At 38.5% G+C, this 15,148-nt stretch carries 11 protein-coding genes; all 11 read right to left on the reverse strand.

Going from position 1 to position 15,148, the window contains the following annotated elements:
• Positions 1-193: 193 nt before the first annotated feature.
• The 11 genes from MKY88_RS23190 to rpoC all read right to left on the reverse strand — a co-directional run bounded on the left by MKY88_RS23190 (position 194) and on the right by rpoC (position 15,045).
• Positions 194-1,504, reverse strand: a complete 1,311-nt coding sequence (locus tag MKY88_RS23190; protein WP_340814760.1) for a Na+/H+ antiporter family protein — start codon at positions 1,502-1,504, stop codon at positions 194-196.
• 153 nt (positions 1,505-1,657) lie between these two features.
• Positions 1,658-3,637, reverse strand: a complete 1,980-nt coding sequence (locus MKY88_RS23195; RefSeq protein WP_193833429.1) for an FtsX-like permease family protein — start codon at positions 3,635-3,637, stop codon at positions 1,658-1,660.
• Positions 3,627-4,388 (reverse strand): ABC transporter ATP-binding protein, encoded by a 762-nt coding sequence (locus MKY88_RS23200; RefSeq protein WP_069483212.1) that lies wholly within the window; start codon positions 4,386-4,388, stop codon positions 3,627-3,629. Before MKY88_RS23200 ends, MKY88_RS23195 begins: the two co-directional genes overlap by 11 nt.
• A gap of 96 nt (positions 4,389-4,484) precedes the next feature.
• Positions 4,485-5,501 carry a sensor histidine kinase gene (locus tag MKY88_RS23205; protein ID WP_340814761.1) on the reverse strand — a complete coding sequence of 339 codons (1,017 nt, stop codon included), beginning with the start codon at positions 5,499-5,501 and terminating at the stop codon, positions 4,485-4,487.
• 6 nt (positions 5,502-5,507) lie between these two features.
• Complete coding sequence (locus tag MKY88_RS23210; RefSeq protein WP_144788671.1) at positions 5,508-6,197, reverse strand: response regulator transcription factor; 690 nt, start codon at positions 6,195-6,197, stop codon at positions 5,508-5,510.
• A gap of 157 nt (positions 6,198-6,354) precedes the next feature.
• Complete coding sequence (gene tuf / locus MKY88_RS23215) at positions 6,355-7,542, reverse strand: elongation factor Tu (protein ID WP_069483210.1); 1,188 nt, start codon at positions 7,540-7,542, stop codon at positions 6,355-6,357.
• 136 nt (positions 7,543-7,678) lie between these two features.
• Complete coding sequence (fusA, locus tag MKY88_RS23220; protein ID WP_340814762.1) at positions 7,679-9,757, reverse strand: elongation factor G; 2,079 nt, start codon at positions 9,755-9,757, stop codon at positions 7,679-7,681.
• Positions 9,758-9,837: 80 nt separating this feature from the next.
• The gene (gene rpsG, locus MKY88_RS23225) at positions 9,838-10,308 is read right to left on the reverse strand and encodes a 30S ribosomal protein S7 (RefSeq protein ID WP_025116448.1); all 471 of its coding nucleotides are present in this window, start codon (positions 10,306-10,308) and stop codon (positions 9,838-9,840) included.
• Between the two features lie 148 nt (positions 10,309-10,456).
• Complete coding sequence (gene rpsL, locus MKY88_RS23230) at positions 10,457-10,876, reverse strand: 30S ribosomal protein S12 (protein ID WP_008181595.1); 420 nt, start codon at positions 10,874-10,876, stop codon at positions 10,457-10,459.
• 98 nt (positions 10,877-10,974) lie between these two features.
• A complete protein-coding gene (locus MKY88_RS23235) occupies positions 10,975-11,223 on the reverse strand; it encodes a ribosomal L7Ae/L30e/S12e/Gadd45 family protein (protein ID WP_328201473.1) in 249 nt (82 codons plus the stop codon).
• Between the two features lie 138 nt (positions 11,224-11,361).
• On the reverse strand, positions 11,362-15,045 hold the full coding sequence (rpoC, locus tag MKY88_RS23240) for a DNA-directed RNA polymerase subunit beta' (protein ID WP_069483209.1): 3,684 nt from the start codon (positions 15,043-15,045) through the stop codon (positions 11,362-11,364).
• Positions 15,046-15,148: the final 103 nt, after the last annotated feature.

Below are 15,148 nucleotides of genomic sequence, written 5' to 3' on the forward strand. Positions count from 1 at the left end.
AAGCAAGTCTTTTCGCTAAATTCTTTTAAATGTTGCTGATATTCTTAGTACTACTATTACTTCGCTTTGTTAAGCCGTTTATTAGTATATAAAATTTCACTACATATTGCAACACCTAAGGTTACCAAGCAACAATGTCGAACATTTCAAATAACTATGAAGTCTTTTTTTAAATAGTAGTACCCTTTCTATTCTATAGAAAGAACACACATGCAATCCAACCAAATAGAATTAGTGGAATGTTAATGAATATAAAAGTCGGAACACAGGTGTCCCAAATATGATGATGTTGTCCATCTACATTTAATCCTGCTGTTGGTCCTAGTGTAGAATCTGATGCTGGAGAACCTGCATCGCCTAAAGCTCCTGCTGTACCTATTAAACAGAGGATCGCTAAAGGGCTCATTCCTAACCCTTGTGCAAGAGGAACAAAAAGCGTCGCAATAATTGGCACTGTTGCAAAGGAAGACCCAATCCCCATTGTCACAACTAATCCTATGACTAACATAATAAATACCGCTAAACTTCTATTTCCTTTTAAAATAGTTATAGAGCTTGTAATTAAGCTATCCACATGTCCAGTAGCATTAATGACCGCAGCGAAGCCATTTGCAGCGATCATAACAAACCCTATAAAGGCCATCATCTTCATTCCTTCAGATAGAATGTCATCTGCCTCTTTCCATTTCAGTGCCCCAGTAAAATACATAATCATAATACCTGCAAAGGAACCAACAATCATAGAATCTGTTAACACTTGAGCACATAATGATACGACTAATGCAAGTGCTGTGGAAAACATCACAAATTTGCTGACATGAACATGGAGAGAGTCTGCCTCTATTTCATTATTTTTATAATGCCTTGGCTTACGATATACAATGAAGGCTGTAAATAATCCAAACAGCATACCTAGCACTGGAATCGCCATTGCCACAGGGACATCACGTGAAGATACTACCATCCCAGCCTCAGACACTTGTGTAGCAACGATATCTTGAAAGATCGCTCCAAAGCCAGCCGGTACAAAGCTATAAGTACCTATTAAGCCCACTGCAATTAATGTTGCCACTAGACGCCGATCGACCTCTAGCATATTTAAAATTTTTAAAACAGGAGGAATCAATAGGGGAATAAAAGCGATATGAATAGGTATGACATTTTGAGATAAAATTGACATCAAAAAAATCAGGAAGAAAATTAAGATCTTCACTAAACCTTTTCGATTGCTTTCACTATTTAAAATGTTTAACATCCCTGTAATCATCAATTCAGGTATCCCGGTTTTGGAAATGGCGATGGCAAAGCCCCCAAGTAGGCCATAACTTAATGCAATAGTTGCACCTGCCCCTAACCCTTCTGTAAAAGATTCTACTGTTGCCTCAATGCTCATACCGCTTGTGACGCCGCCTACAAATGCTCCTAACACTAAAGAAAGAACGACATTGATGCGAAGTAAGCTTAATATTAACATGACGGCTACCGCCATTATTACTGCATTCATTGTTACACTCACTTTCATACACTAAATTACTAACATGTTAAAGATTATTATTCTGATAATTGAAAGTCAAGGTTTTTTCTTCGTTAGAAGCAATAAAAAAACAGTATGACTAATTATCATCACACTGTTTATGAGTTTTTACTTATTGAATTGTTACAATGATTCTCGAACGACTTTTTTATAATATCCCACGGAAAGAATGGCAAAAATCGTATACAACGCTATATAACAGCACATCGCTATCCACAAGGGTGCCGTTAACTCTGTACCAAATAAAAACCATCCTGATTTAACAGCAAAATAACTATGCAATAATCCAATAATTAAAGGAACTCCAAAATTAAAGGCTTGTTTCATATATATGCCTCTCATAATATCTTTTTCTGCAAAGCCAATTTTTCTTAGGATTGTATAGGAACCACGCTCTTCCTCTGCCTCAGACATTTGTTTGAAGTACAGAATACTACCAGTTGTCATTAAGAAGGCTAATCCTAAAAAGGCAGTTGTAAATATAGTGAGACCTAATGATTCAATATTATCTTTACGTTTCTCTTCAAAAGAAGATTGAGTATATTGCTGTGTTTTACCCTCATGATCTTTAGTTGTAATCACCCCTGCACTTGTCTGTACATATAATTTCTCTGCCATTACTAAGTCTTCTTTTGAATTAATAGTAATAGACGATTGTTGATGCCATGGGTAATGCTCTGATTGCGTAGTTAGACTTTTAAACATGTCGTCTGTTACAACAAAGATAGGCCCGCCACCTCCAGCTGTAACAATACCACTTATAATACTTTTATCATGTACATCTATAACATGAAAAGTTTCTTCAAGCTCCCCTGCAGATACTACTACATCACGATCTTTCTCTAATGGGAACATCTCAGCCATATACCCACCATAGTTTGTTAAAATCACTTCATTCCCTGATAGCGAGGCTTCAGGAACACTCCTCTTGTAATCAGAAAGTGGAATCGTATAGATTGTTCCTTCCATATCATATAAAGGATTATCCTGCTGTTTTTTAGACATTAATTGTCCTACAGAGGCTGTTACTCCTTGCAAACGATAATCTACCTTATCATAGGCAATGTTATTTTTCTCTAATGCATGTAAGAAAGACGTCCCCTGCTCTTCTAGCAAGATAAAATCACCTGGTACTTGGCTATATGCCGATGCTTCTGAGGAATAGTAGGAGATATAGGATAATGTCGTCACACCTAGAGATACACCCGTTAATACAGTTATAAGCGTTAATGATTTAGCATTGCTCTTCATGCGATGCATAATAGGTGTTAATGCTAATACATCTTGGATGGAAAGATGCCCTTTTTTCTTTAAGCGAATAGTATTCATAATAAATGCTACAGAGAATCGAAAGACTAGAAATGTTCCACCAATTGTAGTAGCTAGAATAATGATCATATTAATAAATAGGTTACCAGCTGATTCAATGTCAAATAGCTTTGTTGAAGCATAGTAGCCATAAACAATTAAAACTAGCCCCATAAAGCCTATTGCCATTTGTAATGCACTAAAACGTCTTACACGTTCATCTGCTTGTTTAGCTGCGGTAAATAGTGATAGTAAAGAAACACGATGAATCATCCAGGCCATTTGTATAAGGACAATCAACAAAAGTATAGTAAATACGATCATGGATTGCTGTAATGCCTGTGTACTAAATGTCATCGTTACAAGAGCTTCTTTCTCAAGCACACGCAATAAAATCATTGCAAACACGCGTGAACTAAAGAAACCGGCCAGCATACCTAAAATCACAGCTCCCACAAATAGTAGAATATTTTCGATTGCTAATAGGCGTACAATCAATCCCTTGGTCATGCCAATCAATTGGTACAAGCCTATCTCCTTACTACGACGCTTCATAAATAAATGATTGGCGTACAAGACGAAGAACAAGACGATAAAATATAAAATATAAGTTGCTGCTTTAAATCCAGCCGTAGCCGTTCCACTCATTTGAACAGCATCCCATACCGCAGAATTATTTTGTAATGTTACAAAGGAAAAATATAAAGTAACGCTAAAAATAAGCGCAAAGAAATATAAATAGTAGTGCTTCATATTTTTCTTCATGCTTCTTAACACTAGCTTACTAAGACTCATAACCATCACCGCCTAGCACACTTTGCGTATGCATGATTTCCTGGAAAAAAGCCTGTCGTGTTTTATCCCCTTTATAAAGTTCACTATAAATAAGACCATCCTTTAAAAATAAAACACGTGTACAGAAACTTGCAGCTACTGCATCATGCGTAACCATCATTATGGTCGCTTCTTTTGTCTCATTAATATTTTGTAGATTTTGAAGCAAGGCTGTAGCTGATTTTGAATCTAATGCACCAGTAGGCTCATCTGCAAATACCAATGATGGATTTGTAATGAGTGCACGCGCAGCAGAAGTACGCTGTTTTTGCCCTCCGGATATCTCATTGGGATATTTATTTAAAATATCTGTTATGCCTAGTAAGGATGTTAGCTCCTTTACACGGCTTTCAGCAACTGCTTTAGGCAATTTACTGATCGCTAAGGGGAGAAGTATATTTTCTTTTACGGTTAATGTATCTAATAAATTATAATCTTGGAATATAAAACCTAATTGCTCTCTACGGAAATTGGCCAAAGCCTTTTCCTTCATTCCCTGTAAATTATGACTGTTTATTTCAATTACTCCTTCTGTTGCAAAGTCAATTGAACATAAGACATTTAAAAGTGTTGTTTTTCCTGAGCCAGAAGGTCCCATAATACCTACAAATTCACCTTTACTTACTTCCAAATCAATGCCCTTTAACACTTCCTGAGCCGTTGATTTCTTTCCATAAACTTTTTTTATTTTACGACCAATTAAAACTGTCACTTATAAACGCCCCTTTCTATATTCAAAGTGTACCCTGTTGCATCTATTCATTCGTGCGTTTTACATGACAATATAAAAAGGTAGGTGACATTTTCGTCATCTACCTGTTAGTTTGACATATTCATTTTGTAATGGGAACCGTAGCGTAAATAATGAACCCTCGCCTACTTTCGATTGGACATTTATACGGATACCTATTTTTTTCGCTACATTATATGTTAAGTAAAGACCCATACCAGTAGAATGAGTAGACTCTCTCCCTACGTTACCTGTATATGACTTTTGAAAAATCCTAGGTAAATCCTCCGAAGGTATACCAATACCCATATCTTTAATATGTAATAATGTCGCACCTGTTGGGTCAAGTTCTGTGAAAACCATGACCTCTGAATTGGCTGAACTATATTTTATGGCGTTTGAGAGAATTTGCCGTACAATAAACGCAAGCCATTTACCATCTGTCATAACCTTTTCAGTCAGTTCATCTACTTCAAAACCAATTCCCTTTTCTATACACCAGGCTTGCATAGCTCGAATCTCTTTATAAACAATTGGTTTCAACTCAATTTCAGTTAAATAATTATCCTTCTCTATAGAAGTAAGTCTTGTTTGGTGCAGCTGTTGATCGACTAACAAATGGAGTCTTAACCATTCTTTTTCTAATTTACGACGTGTGGATAAATCCTCCACATGGTCTAACATTAGATTAATAGTTGTTAAAGGTCCTTTTACTTCATGAACCCATGCCAGCAACTCATCTGAATACTCTTGGAGCTGCACTTTGGCCTGATTCAATTCCATATTCTTTTCATGAAAGACATCCTCTATTTTTCGAAAGCCCACTTCTTGAAAAGGTGATAAGGATAAGCTACTTTTATGGGCTTCATCAAGATGACTATCCATATTTCCCAGGAAATCATTTAATTTCCCAACTTCAGCGATAAAACGCCACACAAAAAAGAGTACGAAACTAACAAGCAAACTAACATTTACATACCAAATAGACACACTATTTAAACCAACGTCTAAAGAAAATAGCACGTTTAACAGTACCATAACAAATGCAAAAAAACCTATCCATGCAAAGCGTTCTCTTATAAATAATAGTAACAAATTAATTCACGTCCCTTGAGTTACAGCTATATAGCCGAGTCCCTTTTTGGTTAGAATCACTTCATGTAAGCCAATATCCTCTAGCTTTGCACGTAAACGGTTAACATTCACCGATAACGTATTATCGTTTACAAAACGTTCATCATCCCACAGTTTTCGCATTAGTTCATCTCTTGAGACGATATGATTAGCCTGTTCCACTAAGATGCGCAATATAAAGAGTTCATTTTTTGTTAAGGAAGCTATAGCTCCATCACACATAATTTCACTCCTTGCATAATCAATAACGGCTTCGTTAAAGCGTGTAACATCCATCTTTGCTTCAACATAGTCATATGTTCTTCGTAAAATAGCCTGTGCTTTAGCGAGTAATACTTCCATATGAAAGGGTTTTTGTATAAAATCATCTGCCCCCATTTGCATGGCCATCACCATATCCATTGGATGATCTCGCGAGGATAGAAAAAGGATTGGCACATTTGAGAGATGACGAATTTCTCGACACCAATGAAAGCCATCATAGGCAGGCAACTGAATATCAATTAGCACAAGATGAGGCTTCACTTCTATAAAATCATCCATCACCTTTTGAAAATTTTCAGGTCCAACAACTTGTAATGACCATTGTGCAAAACGTTCTTCAATCATACTAAATATCGACGGATCATCTTCTATCAGTAAAATTTTCATCTCCATATTCAAATCCCTTTCTGCTTAAATATTTAACATAGATGACATGCTGGCTGTTATGTATTCATACACTAATTAAAACCTTAACTAGTTTTATTTTAACATAAAAAACCAATCTGTAAGCGTCCCTACAGATTGGTTTGTATATTAGCGAAAGCTAAAATTATTTTTGGATAGAAGCAACTACGCCAGCGCCTACAGTACGGCCACCCTCACGGATAGAGAATTTAGTACCTTCTTCAAGAGCGATTGGAGCGATAAGTTCAACTGTCATTTCGATGTTATCACCAGGCATTACCATTTCAACGCCTTCTGGTAAGTTACAGATACCTGTTACGTCAGTTGTACGGAAGTAGAACTGAGGACGGTAGTTAGAGAAGAATGGAGTATGACGGCCACCCTCTTCTTTTGATAAAACATAAACTTCAGCTTTGAAGTTAGTGTGTGGAGTAATTGAACCTGGTTTAGCTAATACTTGACCACGTTGGATTTCTTCACGAGCAACACCACGAAGTAAAGCACCGATGTTGTCACCAGCTTCAGCATAGTCTAATAATTTACGGAACATTTCTACACCAGTTACAGTAGTAGATTTAGCTTCTTCAGCGATACCGATGATTTCAACTACGTCACCAACTTTAACTTGACCACGTTCAACACGGCCAGTTGCAACTGTACCACGACCAGTGATAGAGAATACGTCCTCTACTGGCATCATGAATGGTTTGTCAGTTTGACGTTCTGGAGTTGGGATGTAAGAATCTACAGCGTCCATTAATTCAACGATTTTTTCTTCCCATTCTGCTTCACCTTCAAGAGCTTTAAGAGCAGAACCTTTGATTACAGGAATATCGTCACCTGGGAAGTCATATTCAGATAGTAGGTCACGGATTTCCATTTCTACTAATTCTAATAATTCTTCGTCATCAACCATATCACATTTGTTCATGAATACTACTAAGTATGGAACACCTACTTGGCGAGATAAAAGGATGTGTTCACGAGTTTGTGGCATTGGGCCATCAGCAGCAGATACTACTAAGATACCGCCGTCCATTTGTGCAGCACCAGTGATCATGTTTTTAACATAGTCAGCGTGTCCTGGGCAGTCAACGTGTGCATAGTGACGAGTTTCAGTTTCGTATTCTACGTGAGAAGTATTGATTGTGATACCACGCTCTTTTTCTTCAGGAGCGTTATCGATGTCAGCGTATGATTTAGCTGTACCACCCATTTTTTTAGAAAGAACTGTAGCGATTGCAGCAGTTAAAGTAGTTTTACCATGGTCAACGTGTCCGATTGTACCAATGTTAGCATGCGTTTTAGAACGGTCAAATTTTTCTTTAGCCATTAGAGATTGCCTCCTCAAAATTATATGTTTTATTTTTGAAATTTATAGAATGAATGCTGATAGAGAACGGGCCCATCCCCTATCCTGCAATCATAGCTTACAAATTAGTTATACTTTATGCAAGATGAAAATTCAATTATTCACCTTTATTTTTTTTGATGATTTCAGCAGCAATTGATTTTGGTACTTCTTCATAATGATCGAATGTCATTGAGAATACACCACGACCTTGCGTTGCAGAACGAAGAGTCGTTGCATAACCAAACATTTCTGCTAAAGGAACCATAGCACGAACAACTTGTGAGTTACCGCGAGCATCCATACCCTCAACGCGACCGCGACGAGAAGTAATGTTACCCATGATATCACCAAGGTATTCTTCTGGAATTACAACTTCTACTTTCATCATTGGTTCTAAGATAACAGCATCACATTGTTTAGATGCTTCTTTAAGAGCCATAGATGCAGCAATTTTGAACGCCATCTCATTCGAGTCAACGTCATGGTAAGAACCGAATACTAATTTCGCTTTAATATCGATTAGAGGGTAACCAGCTACTACACCGCGGTCAAGAGAGTCACGAAGACCTGCTTCAACTGCAGGAATGTATTCACGAGGAATTACACCACCAACGATAGCGTTTTCGAATTCAAAGCCTTTACCTTCTTCGTTTGGAGAGAACTCAATCGTTACGTCACCGTATTGTCCACGACCACCAGATTGGCGAGTGAATTTACCTTGAACTTTTGCAGAGCCACGGAATGTTTCACGGTAAGATACCATTGGAGCACCTACGTTAGCTTCTACTTTAAATTCACGGCGCATACGGTCAACTAAGATATCAAGGTGAAGTTCACCCATACCTGAGATGATTGTTTGTCCAGTTTCTGTGTCAGTGTGAGCACGGAAAGTTGGATCCTCTTCTTGAAGTTTTTGTAAAGCTTGACCCATTTTATCTTGGTCAGCTTTTGATTTTGGTTCTACAGAAAGAGAAATTACTGGCTCAGGGAATTCCATTGATTCAAGAATAACTAGGTTTTTCTCGTCACAAAGAGTATCACCAGTAGTAGTATCTTTAAGACCTACTGCTGCTGCGATGTCCCCAGCGAATACTTTAGAAATCTCTTCACGAGAGTTAGCGTGCATTTGTAGGATACGACCTACACGCTCACGTTTACCTTTAGAAGAGTTTTGTACGTATGAACCTGAATCTAATGTTCCAGAGTACACACGGAAGAACGTTAATTTACCTACGAATGGGTCAGTCATAACTTTGAATGCAAGAGCTGAGAATGGCTCCTCATCAGAAGATTTACGTTCTAACTCTTCGTCACCATCAACAGAAGTACCTTTGATTGCTGGTACATCTACTGGAGATGGTAAGTAATCGATAACAGCATTTAACATTGGGCGTACACCTTTGTGTTTGAACGCTGTACCACAGATTACTGGGTAGAATTCTACTGCGATTGTAGCACGACGGATTGCCCCTTTAAGTTCCGCAACAGAAATTTCTTCGCCTTCTAAATATTTTTCCATGATATCTTCATCAACACTTGCAACAGCATCGATTAATTTTTCACGGTATTCTTCAGCTTGTGCGCGGTATTCTTCAGGAATTTCTCCCTCAGTTACTGCTGTACCTTTTTCGTCACCATAGAAAGTAGCTTTCATTTCAACCAAGTCAATGATTGCAGAGAACTGATCTTCAGCTCCGATTGGTAGTTGAATAGGGTGAGCGTTTGCTTGTAAACGATCATGTAGAGTTCCTACAGAATATAAGAAGTCTGCTCCTGTTTTATCCATTTTGTTAATGAATACAATACGTGGAACACCATAAGTTGTAGCTTGACGCCATACAGTTTCTGTTTGAGGCTCAACACCAGATTGAGCATCTAGTACTGTAACAGCACCGTCAAGTACGCGTAATGAACGTTCTACTTCTACAGTGAAGTCTACGTGTCCAGGCGTATCGATGATGTTTACACGATGGCCTGCCCATTGGGCTGTTGTTGCTGCAGAAGTGATTGTAATACCACGTTCTTGCTCTTGCTCCATCCAGTCCATTTGAGAAGCGCCTTCATGAGTTTCACCGATTTTGTGAATCTTACCAGTGTAATAAAGGATACGCTCAGTTGTTGTTGTTTTACCAGCATCAATGTGAGCCATGATCCCAATATTACGAGTATTCTCAAGTGAGAATTCGCGTTTCATAGGAAATTTCTCCTTCCATATTGGGGTAAAGACTGTATAAGAGACCTTGTGCTAACCAATCCGTTAACACATAGGTTATATTACCAGCGGTAGTGAGCGAATGCTTTGTTCGCTTCTGCCATTTTGTGCATATCTTCACGTTTCTTAACTGATGCACCAGTGTTGTTAGAAGCATCAAGAATTTCGTTAGCTAAACGCTCTTCCATAGTTTTTTCACCACGAAGACGAGCATAGTTAACTAGGTAACGAAGACCTAAAGTTGTACGACGTTCTGGACGAACTTCAACCGGTACTTGGTAGTTAGAACCACCAACACGGCGAGCGCGTACTTCAAGAACTGGCATTACGTTATTTAGAGCGGCTTCGAATACTTCAATTGGATTTTCACCAGAACGTTCTTTAACAATTTCGAACGCACCGTATAAAATCTTTTGAGAAGTACCTCTTTTACCATCAACCATCATTTTATTGATTAAACGAGTTACTAGTTTTGAACTATAAATTGGATCTGGTAACACGTCACGTTTGGAAACAGGACCTTTACGAGGCATGTGTTTTCCTCCTTTCGAATAAATATCGATTATTTTATAAGTTAGCCTTTTTATAGTCGTCAATCAAATATCAAATCTGCTAGCAAGATTCGATATTTGTGACAATTAGTAGGAGGCTCAGTTTTAAATAACGTTATTGAACGTTAAATTATTTTTTTTCTTTAGGGCGTTTTGTTCCGTATTTAGAACGTGACTGTAAACGACCGTTTACACCAGCTGTATCAAGAGCTCCACGTACGATATGGTAACGAACACCCGCTAAGTCTTTTACGCGTCCGCCACGGATAAGAACAACACTGTGCTCTTGTAAGTTGTGGCCTTCACCTGGGATATAAGCTGTAACCTCAATTTGGTTAGTTAAACGTACACGAGCGTATTTACGTAACGCTGAGTTTGGTTTACGAGGTGTCATTGTACCAACACGAGTACAAACACCACGTTTTTGTGGAGATTTAACATCAGTTAAAGATTTTTTAAATGAGTTATATCCTTTGTTTAACGCTGGTGATTTTGATTTCGTGCTTTTAGATTGACGAGGCTTACGTACTAATTGGTTAATTGTAGGCATCGATTTTTCCTCCCTTCATTTATTCCTTGTTAATACCACACATCCAGGTGGTTCATTTTTTGGGTAAAAACAAAGTCTTTGTGTTTAATACACAAAAACTACTCTCCAGTAATTGCAACTACCGCAGCTCCAACGTGGATTCCACAGGCCTTGCCCAGTTCCTTTTTGGACTCAACAAGAATAACTGGTATACCGATTTCTCTCGCGAAAGATATGGCCAAATCGGTTACCCAATTGTCTGCATCAAGTGCCACAAGAAGTTCTTTCACTGAACCGGCTCGCATTGCTTTTACTGCTTGCTTTGTACCTATGATTGTTTGACTAGTCTTTACTTTATCATAAGACATTTTCATATCCTCCGAAGTACAGACAGTTAACTATCAACCTTCAATATATTATCATTACCATTTTATACTGTCAACTAATATCTTTAAAAAGTCCGAAGAGATGGCGTAATTCCATCTCTTCGGCCCTATTTGTAATGTTTATTCAGCAGAAACGACTTCTGTGTCAAGCTCATCTTTTTCGATGCGGATTTGACGGTAACGTTGCATACCAGTACCTGCAGGAACAAGTTTACCGATAATTACGTTCTCTTTTAATCCAAGAAGCTCGTCACGTTTACCCTTAATTGCTGCATCTGTTAACACACGTGTTGTTTCTTGGAACGATGCTGCAGATAAGAATGATTCTGTTTCAAGAGAAGCTTTTGTAATACCTAGGATTACAGGACGACAAGTAGCAGGGTTTTTGCCATTCATAACAGCATCTGCGTTTGCCTCTGCAAATTGGTGGATATCTAGTAATGAACCTGGTAATAAATCTGTATCTCCAGCTTCAATTACACGTACTTTTCGAAGCATTTGGCGAACCATTACTTCGATATGTTTATCTCCAATTTCTACCCCTTGCATACGGTATACTTTTTGAACTTCTTTTAATAAATATTCTTGAACAGTTGAAACGTCTTTGACTTTTAACAATTGTTTTGGATCGATAGAACCCTCTGTTAAAACTTGACCACGCTCTACATTATCACCTTCGATAACTTTTAGACGTGCATTATAAGGCGCTTGATACTTACGAGTTTCTACGTCACCTTGGACAGTGATTTCTTTTAAGCCCTCACGGATTTCTGTGATATCTGAAACAGTACCTGCGATCTCTGAAATAACAGATTGACCTTTTGGATTACGTGCTTCAAAGATCTCTTGGATACGTGGAAGACCTTGTGTAATATCGTCCCCGGCAACACCACCTGTATGGAATGTACGCATTGTTAACTGTGTACCCGGTTCACCGATTGATTGAGCAGCAATAATACCAACTGCCTCTCCTACCTCAACCTTTTCACCTGTTGCTAAGTTCATGCCGTAACATTTTTTACATACGCCATGTTTTGTATTACATGTAAATGCTGAACGGATAGTCACTTCTTCAATACCAGCTTCGATAATTGCACGAGCCACATCTTGATCGATTAAACCATCTTTGTTTAGAATTACTTCACCAGTTTCAGGGTGGAAGATTGTTTTCTTCGTATGACGACCAACAATACGTTCATCTAGAGCCTCGATTAGCTCTGTGCCTTCCATTAATGCACCAATTGTTAAACCACGGTCAGTACCACAGTCATCTTCGCGCACAATTACATCCTGTGCAACGTCAACAAGACGACGTGTTAAGTAACCTGAATCGGCAGTTTTTAGGGCTGTATCGGCAAGACCTTTACGAGCACCGTGAGTTGAGATGAAGTACTCTAATACTGTTAAACCTTCACGGAATGAAGATTTAATTGGTAGTTCGATGATACGACCAGCCGGGTTGGCCATCAGACCACGCATACCTGCTAACTGTGTAAAGTTAGATGCGTTACCACGGGCACCTGAGTCAGACATCATGAAGATTGGGTTTGTTTTCTCAAGAGACTTCATCAGTTTCGCTTGGATTTCATCTTTGGCAGCACTCCAGCTTGAGATAACACGGTCATAACGCTCATCCTCTGTGATGAAACCACGGCGGAATTGCGCTTGAACTTTATCTACTTTTTCTTGAGCTACTGCTAAAATTTCACCTTTGTCAGGTAATACGACGATATCAGATACACCAACAGTAATACCAGCACGTGTTGAATACTTGAATCCAAGGTTTTTCATGCGGTCAAGCATTTTAGACGTTTCAGTAATGTGGAAACGTTTAAATACTTCAGCAATGATATTTCCTAAGAACTTTTTACGGAATGGATTTACAACTGGTACAGATTCAAAATGCTTGCGCAATACAGCTGTACGTTGTGCGTCAATTTTCCCTTTTTCATCAAGGCTATTATAAGCACTATCTGATTCAAGCTCTTTTAGTGTGTCTTCGTCAATTGTTAAATTCACAAAGTATTTTTCTGGTGTCACTTGCTCTAAGTTAAAATCAGTCGGCTCATTGATATAAGGGAATGATTCAGGCAAGATTTCGTTAAAGATTACTTTACCGACAGTCGTTAATAGGAACATATTATTTTGTTCCTCTGTGAATGTTGGGTTATTTAACGAACTAGCTTTAATAGCAATACGTGTATGCAAATGCACATGACCTGTATCATATGCGATTAAAACCTCGTTTGGACCGTAGAAAATAGTACCTTCTCCACGTGCATTTTCACGTTCAAGCGTTAAGTAGTAGTTTCCTAATACCATATCTTGCGAAGGTGTTACGACCGGTTTACCGTCTTTTGGATTCAGGATGTTTTGCGCAGCAAGCATCAGAAGACGAGCCTCAGCTTGAGCTTCAGCAGACAATGGTACGTGAACCGCCATTTGGTCACCATCGAAGTCAGCGTTATATGCTGTACATACTAATGGGTGAAGACGAATAGCACGACCTTCTACTAGTGTTGGTTCAAATGCTTGAATACCAAGACGGTGTAGCGTTGGTGCACGGTTAAGTAATACTGGATGCTCACGGATAACATCTTCTAATACATCCCAAACGTCGTTGTTTAAACGTTCGATTTTACGCTTAGCAGATTTAATGTTATGAGCAAGACCACGTTCTACTAATTCCTTCATAACGAACGGCTTGAATAATTCAATAGCCATTTCTTTAGGTAGACCACATTGGTACATTTTTAAGTTTGGACCTACTACGATAACGGAACGACCAGAATAGTCAACACGCTTACCAAGTAGATTTTGACGGAAACGACCTTGTTTACCTTTCAACATATGTGAAAGTGATTTTAGTGGACGGTTACCCGGACCTGTTACAGGACGTCCGCGACGACCATTATCAATTAACGCGTCAACAGCTTCTTGTAACATACGTTTTTCGTTTTGTACGATGATGCTTGGAGCACCTAAATCTAATAAACGTTTTAAACGGTTATTACGGTTGATAACACGACGGTATAAATCGTTTAAATCTGAAGTTGCAAAACGTCCACCATCTAATTGCACCATTGGACGAAGCTCAGGTGGAATTACGGGTAGTACATCCAAAATCATCCATTCAGGTGAATTACCTGAGTTACGGAATGATTCAACAACCTCTAAACGTTTGATAGCACGAGTACGTCTTTGACCTTGTGCAGATTTTAACTCTTCTTTTAAAGAATGTGTCTCATCTTCTAGATCAATTTTGCCTAATAATTTTTTAATTGCTTCTGCACCCATTGCAGCTTCGAAAGTATTTCCGAATTTTTCACGGTATGCACGGTACTCTTTTTCTGAAAGTAATTGTTTGCTTTCTAAATTCGTCGCACCAGCCTCAATCACAACGTATGAAGCAAAATAAATAACTTCTTCAAGTGCACGCGGTGACATATCTAAAATTAGACCCATACGGCTAGGAATACCTTTGAAGTACCAGATATGAGAAACTGGTGCAGCTAATTCGATATGACCCATACGTTCACGACGAACTTTAGCACGCGTTACTTCAACACCACAGCGGTCACAAACTACGCCTTTATAGCGAACACGTTTATATTTACCACAATGACATTCCCAATCCTTAGTTGGCCCAAAAATACGCTCACAGAATAAACCATCTTTTTCTGGTTTTAACGTACGGTAGTTAATTGTTTCAGGTTTTTTTACCTCACCATATGACCAAGAGCGAATCTTGTCAGGGGATGCTAAACCAATTTTCATATATTCAAATTCATTAACGTCTATCAAGGAGCCTACCTCCCTCTAGTATAGGTCTTTATAAAGACTCTTTTACGCAGCTCGATAATCGCTTGCAAAGAATTGCCTCTTTGACAAAGGATTAGAAATAGAA

Origin of the sequence: Lysinibacillus sp. FSL R7-0073 (genome assembly GCF_038009065.1) — a bacterium.
GTDB classification, from domain to species: Bacteria; Bacillota; Bacilli; order Bacillales_A; family Planococcaceae; genus Lysinibacillus; species Lysinibacillus fusiformis.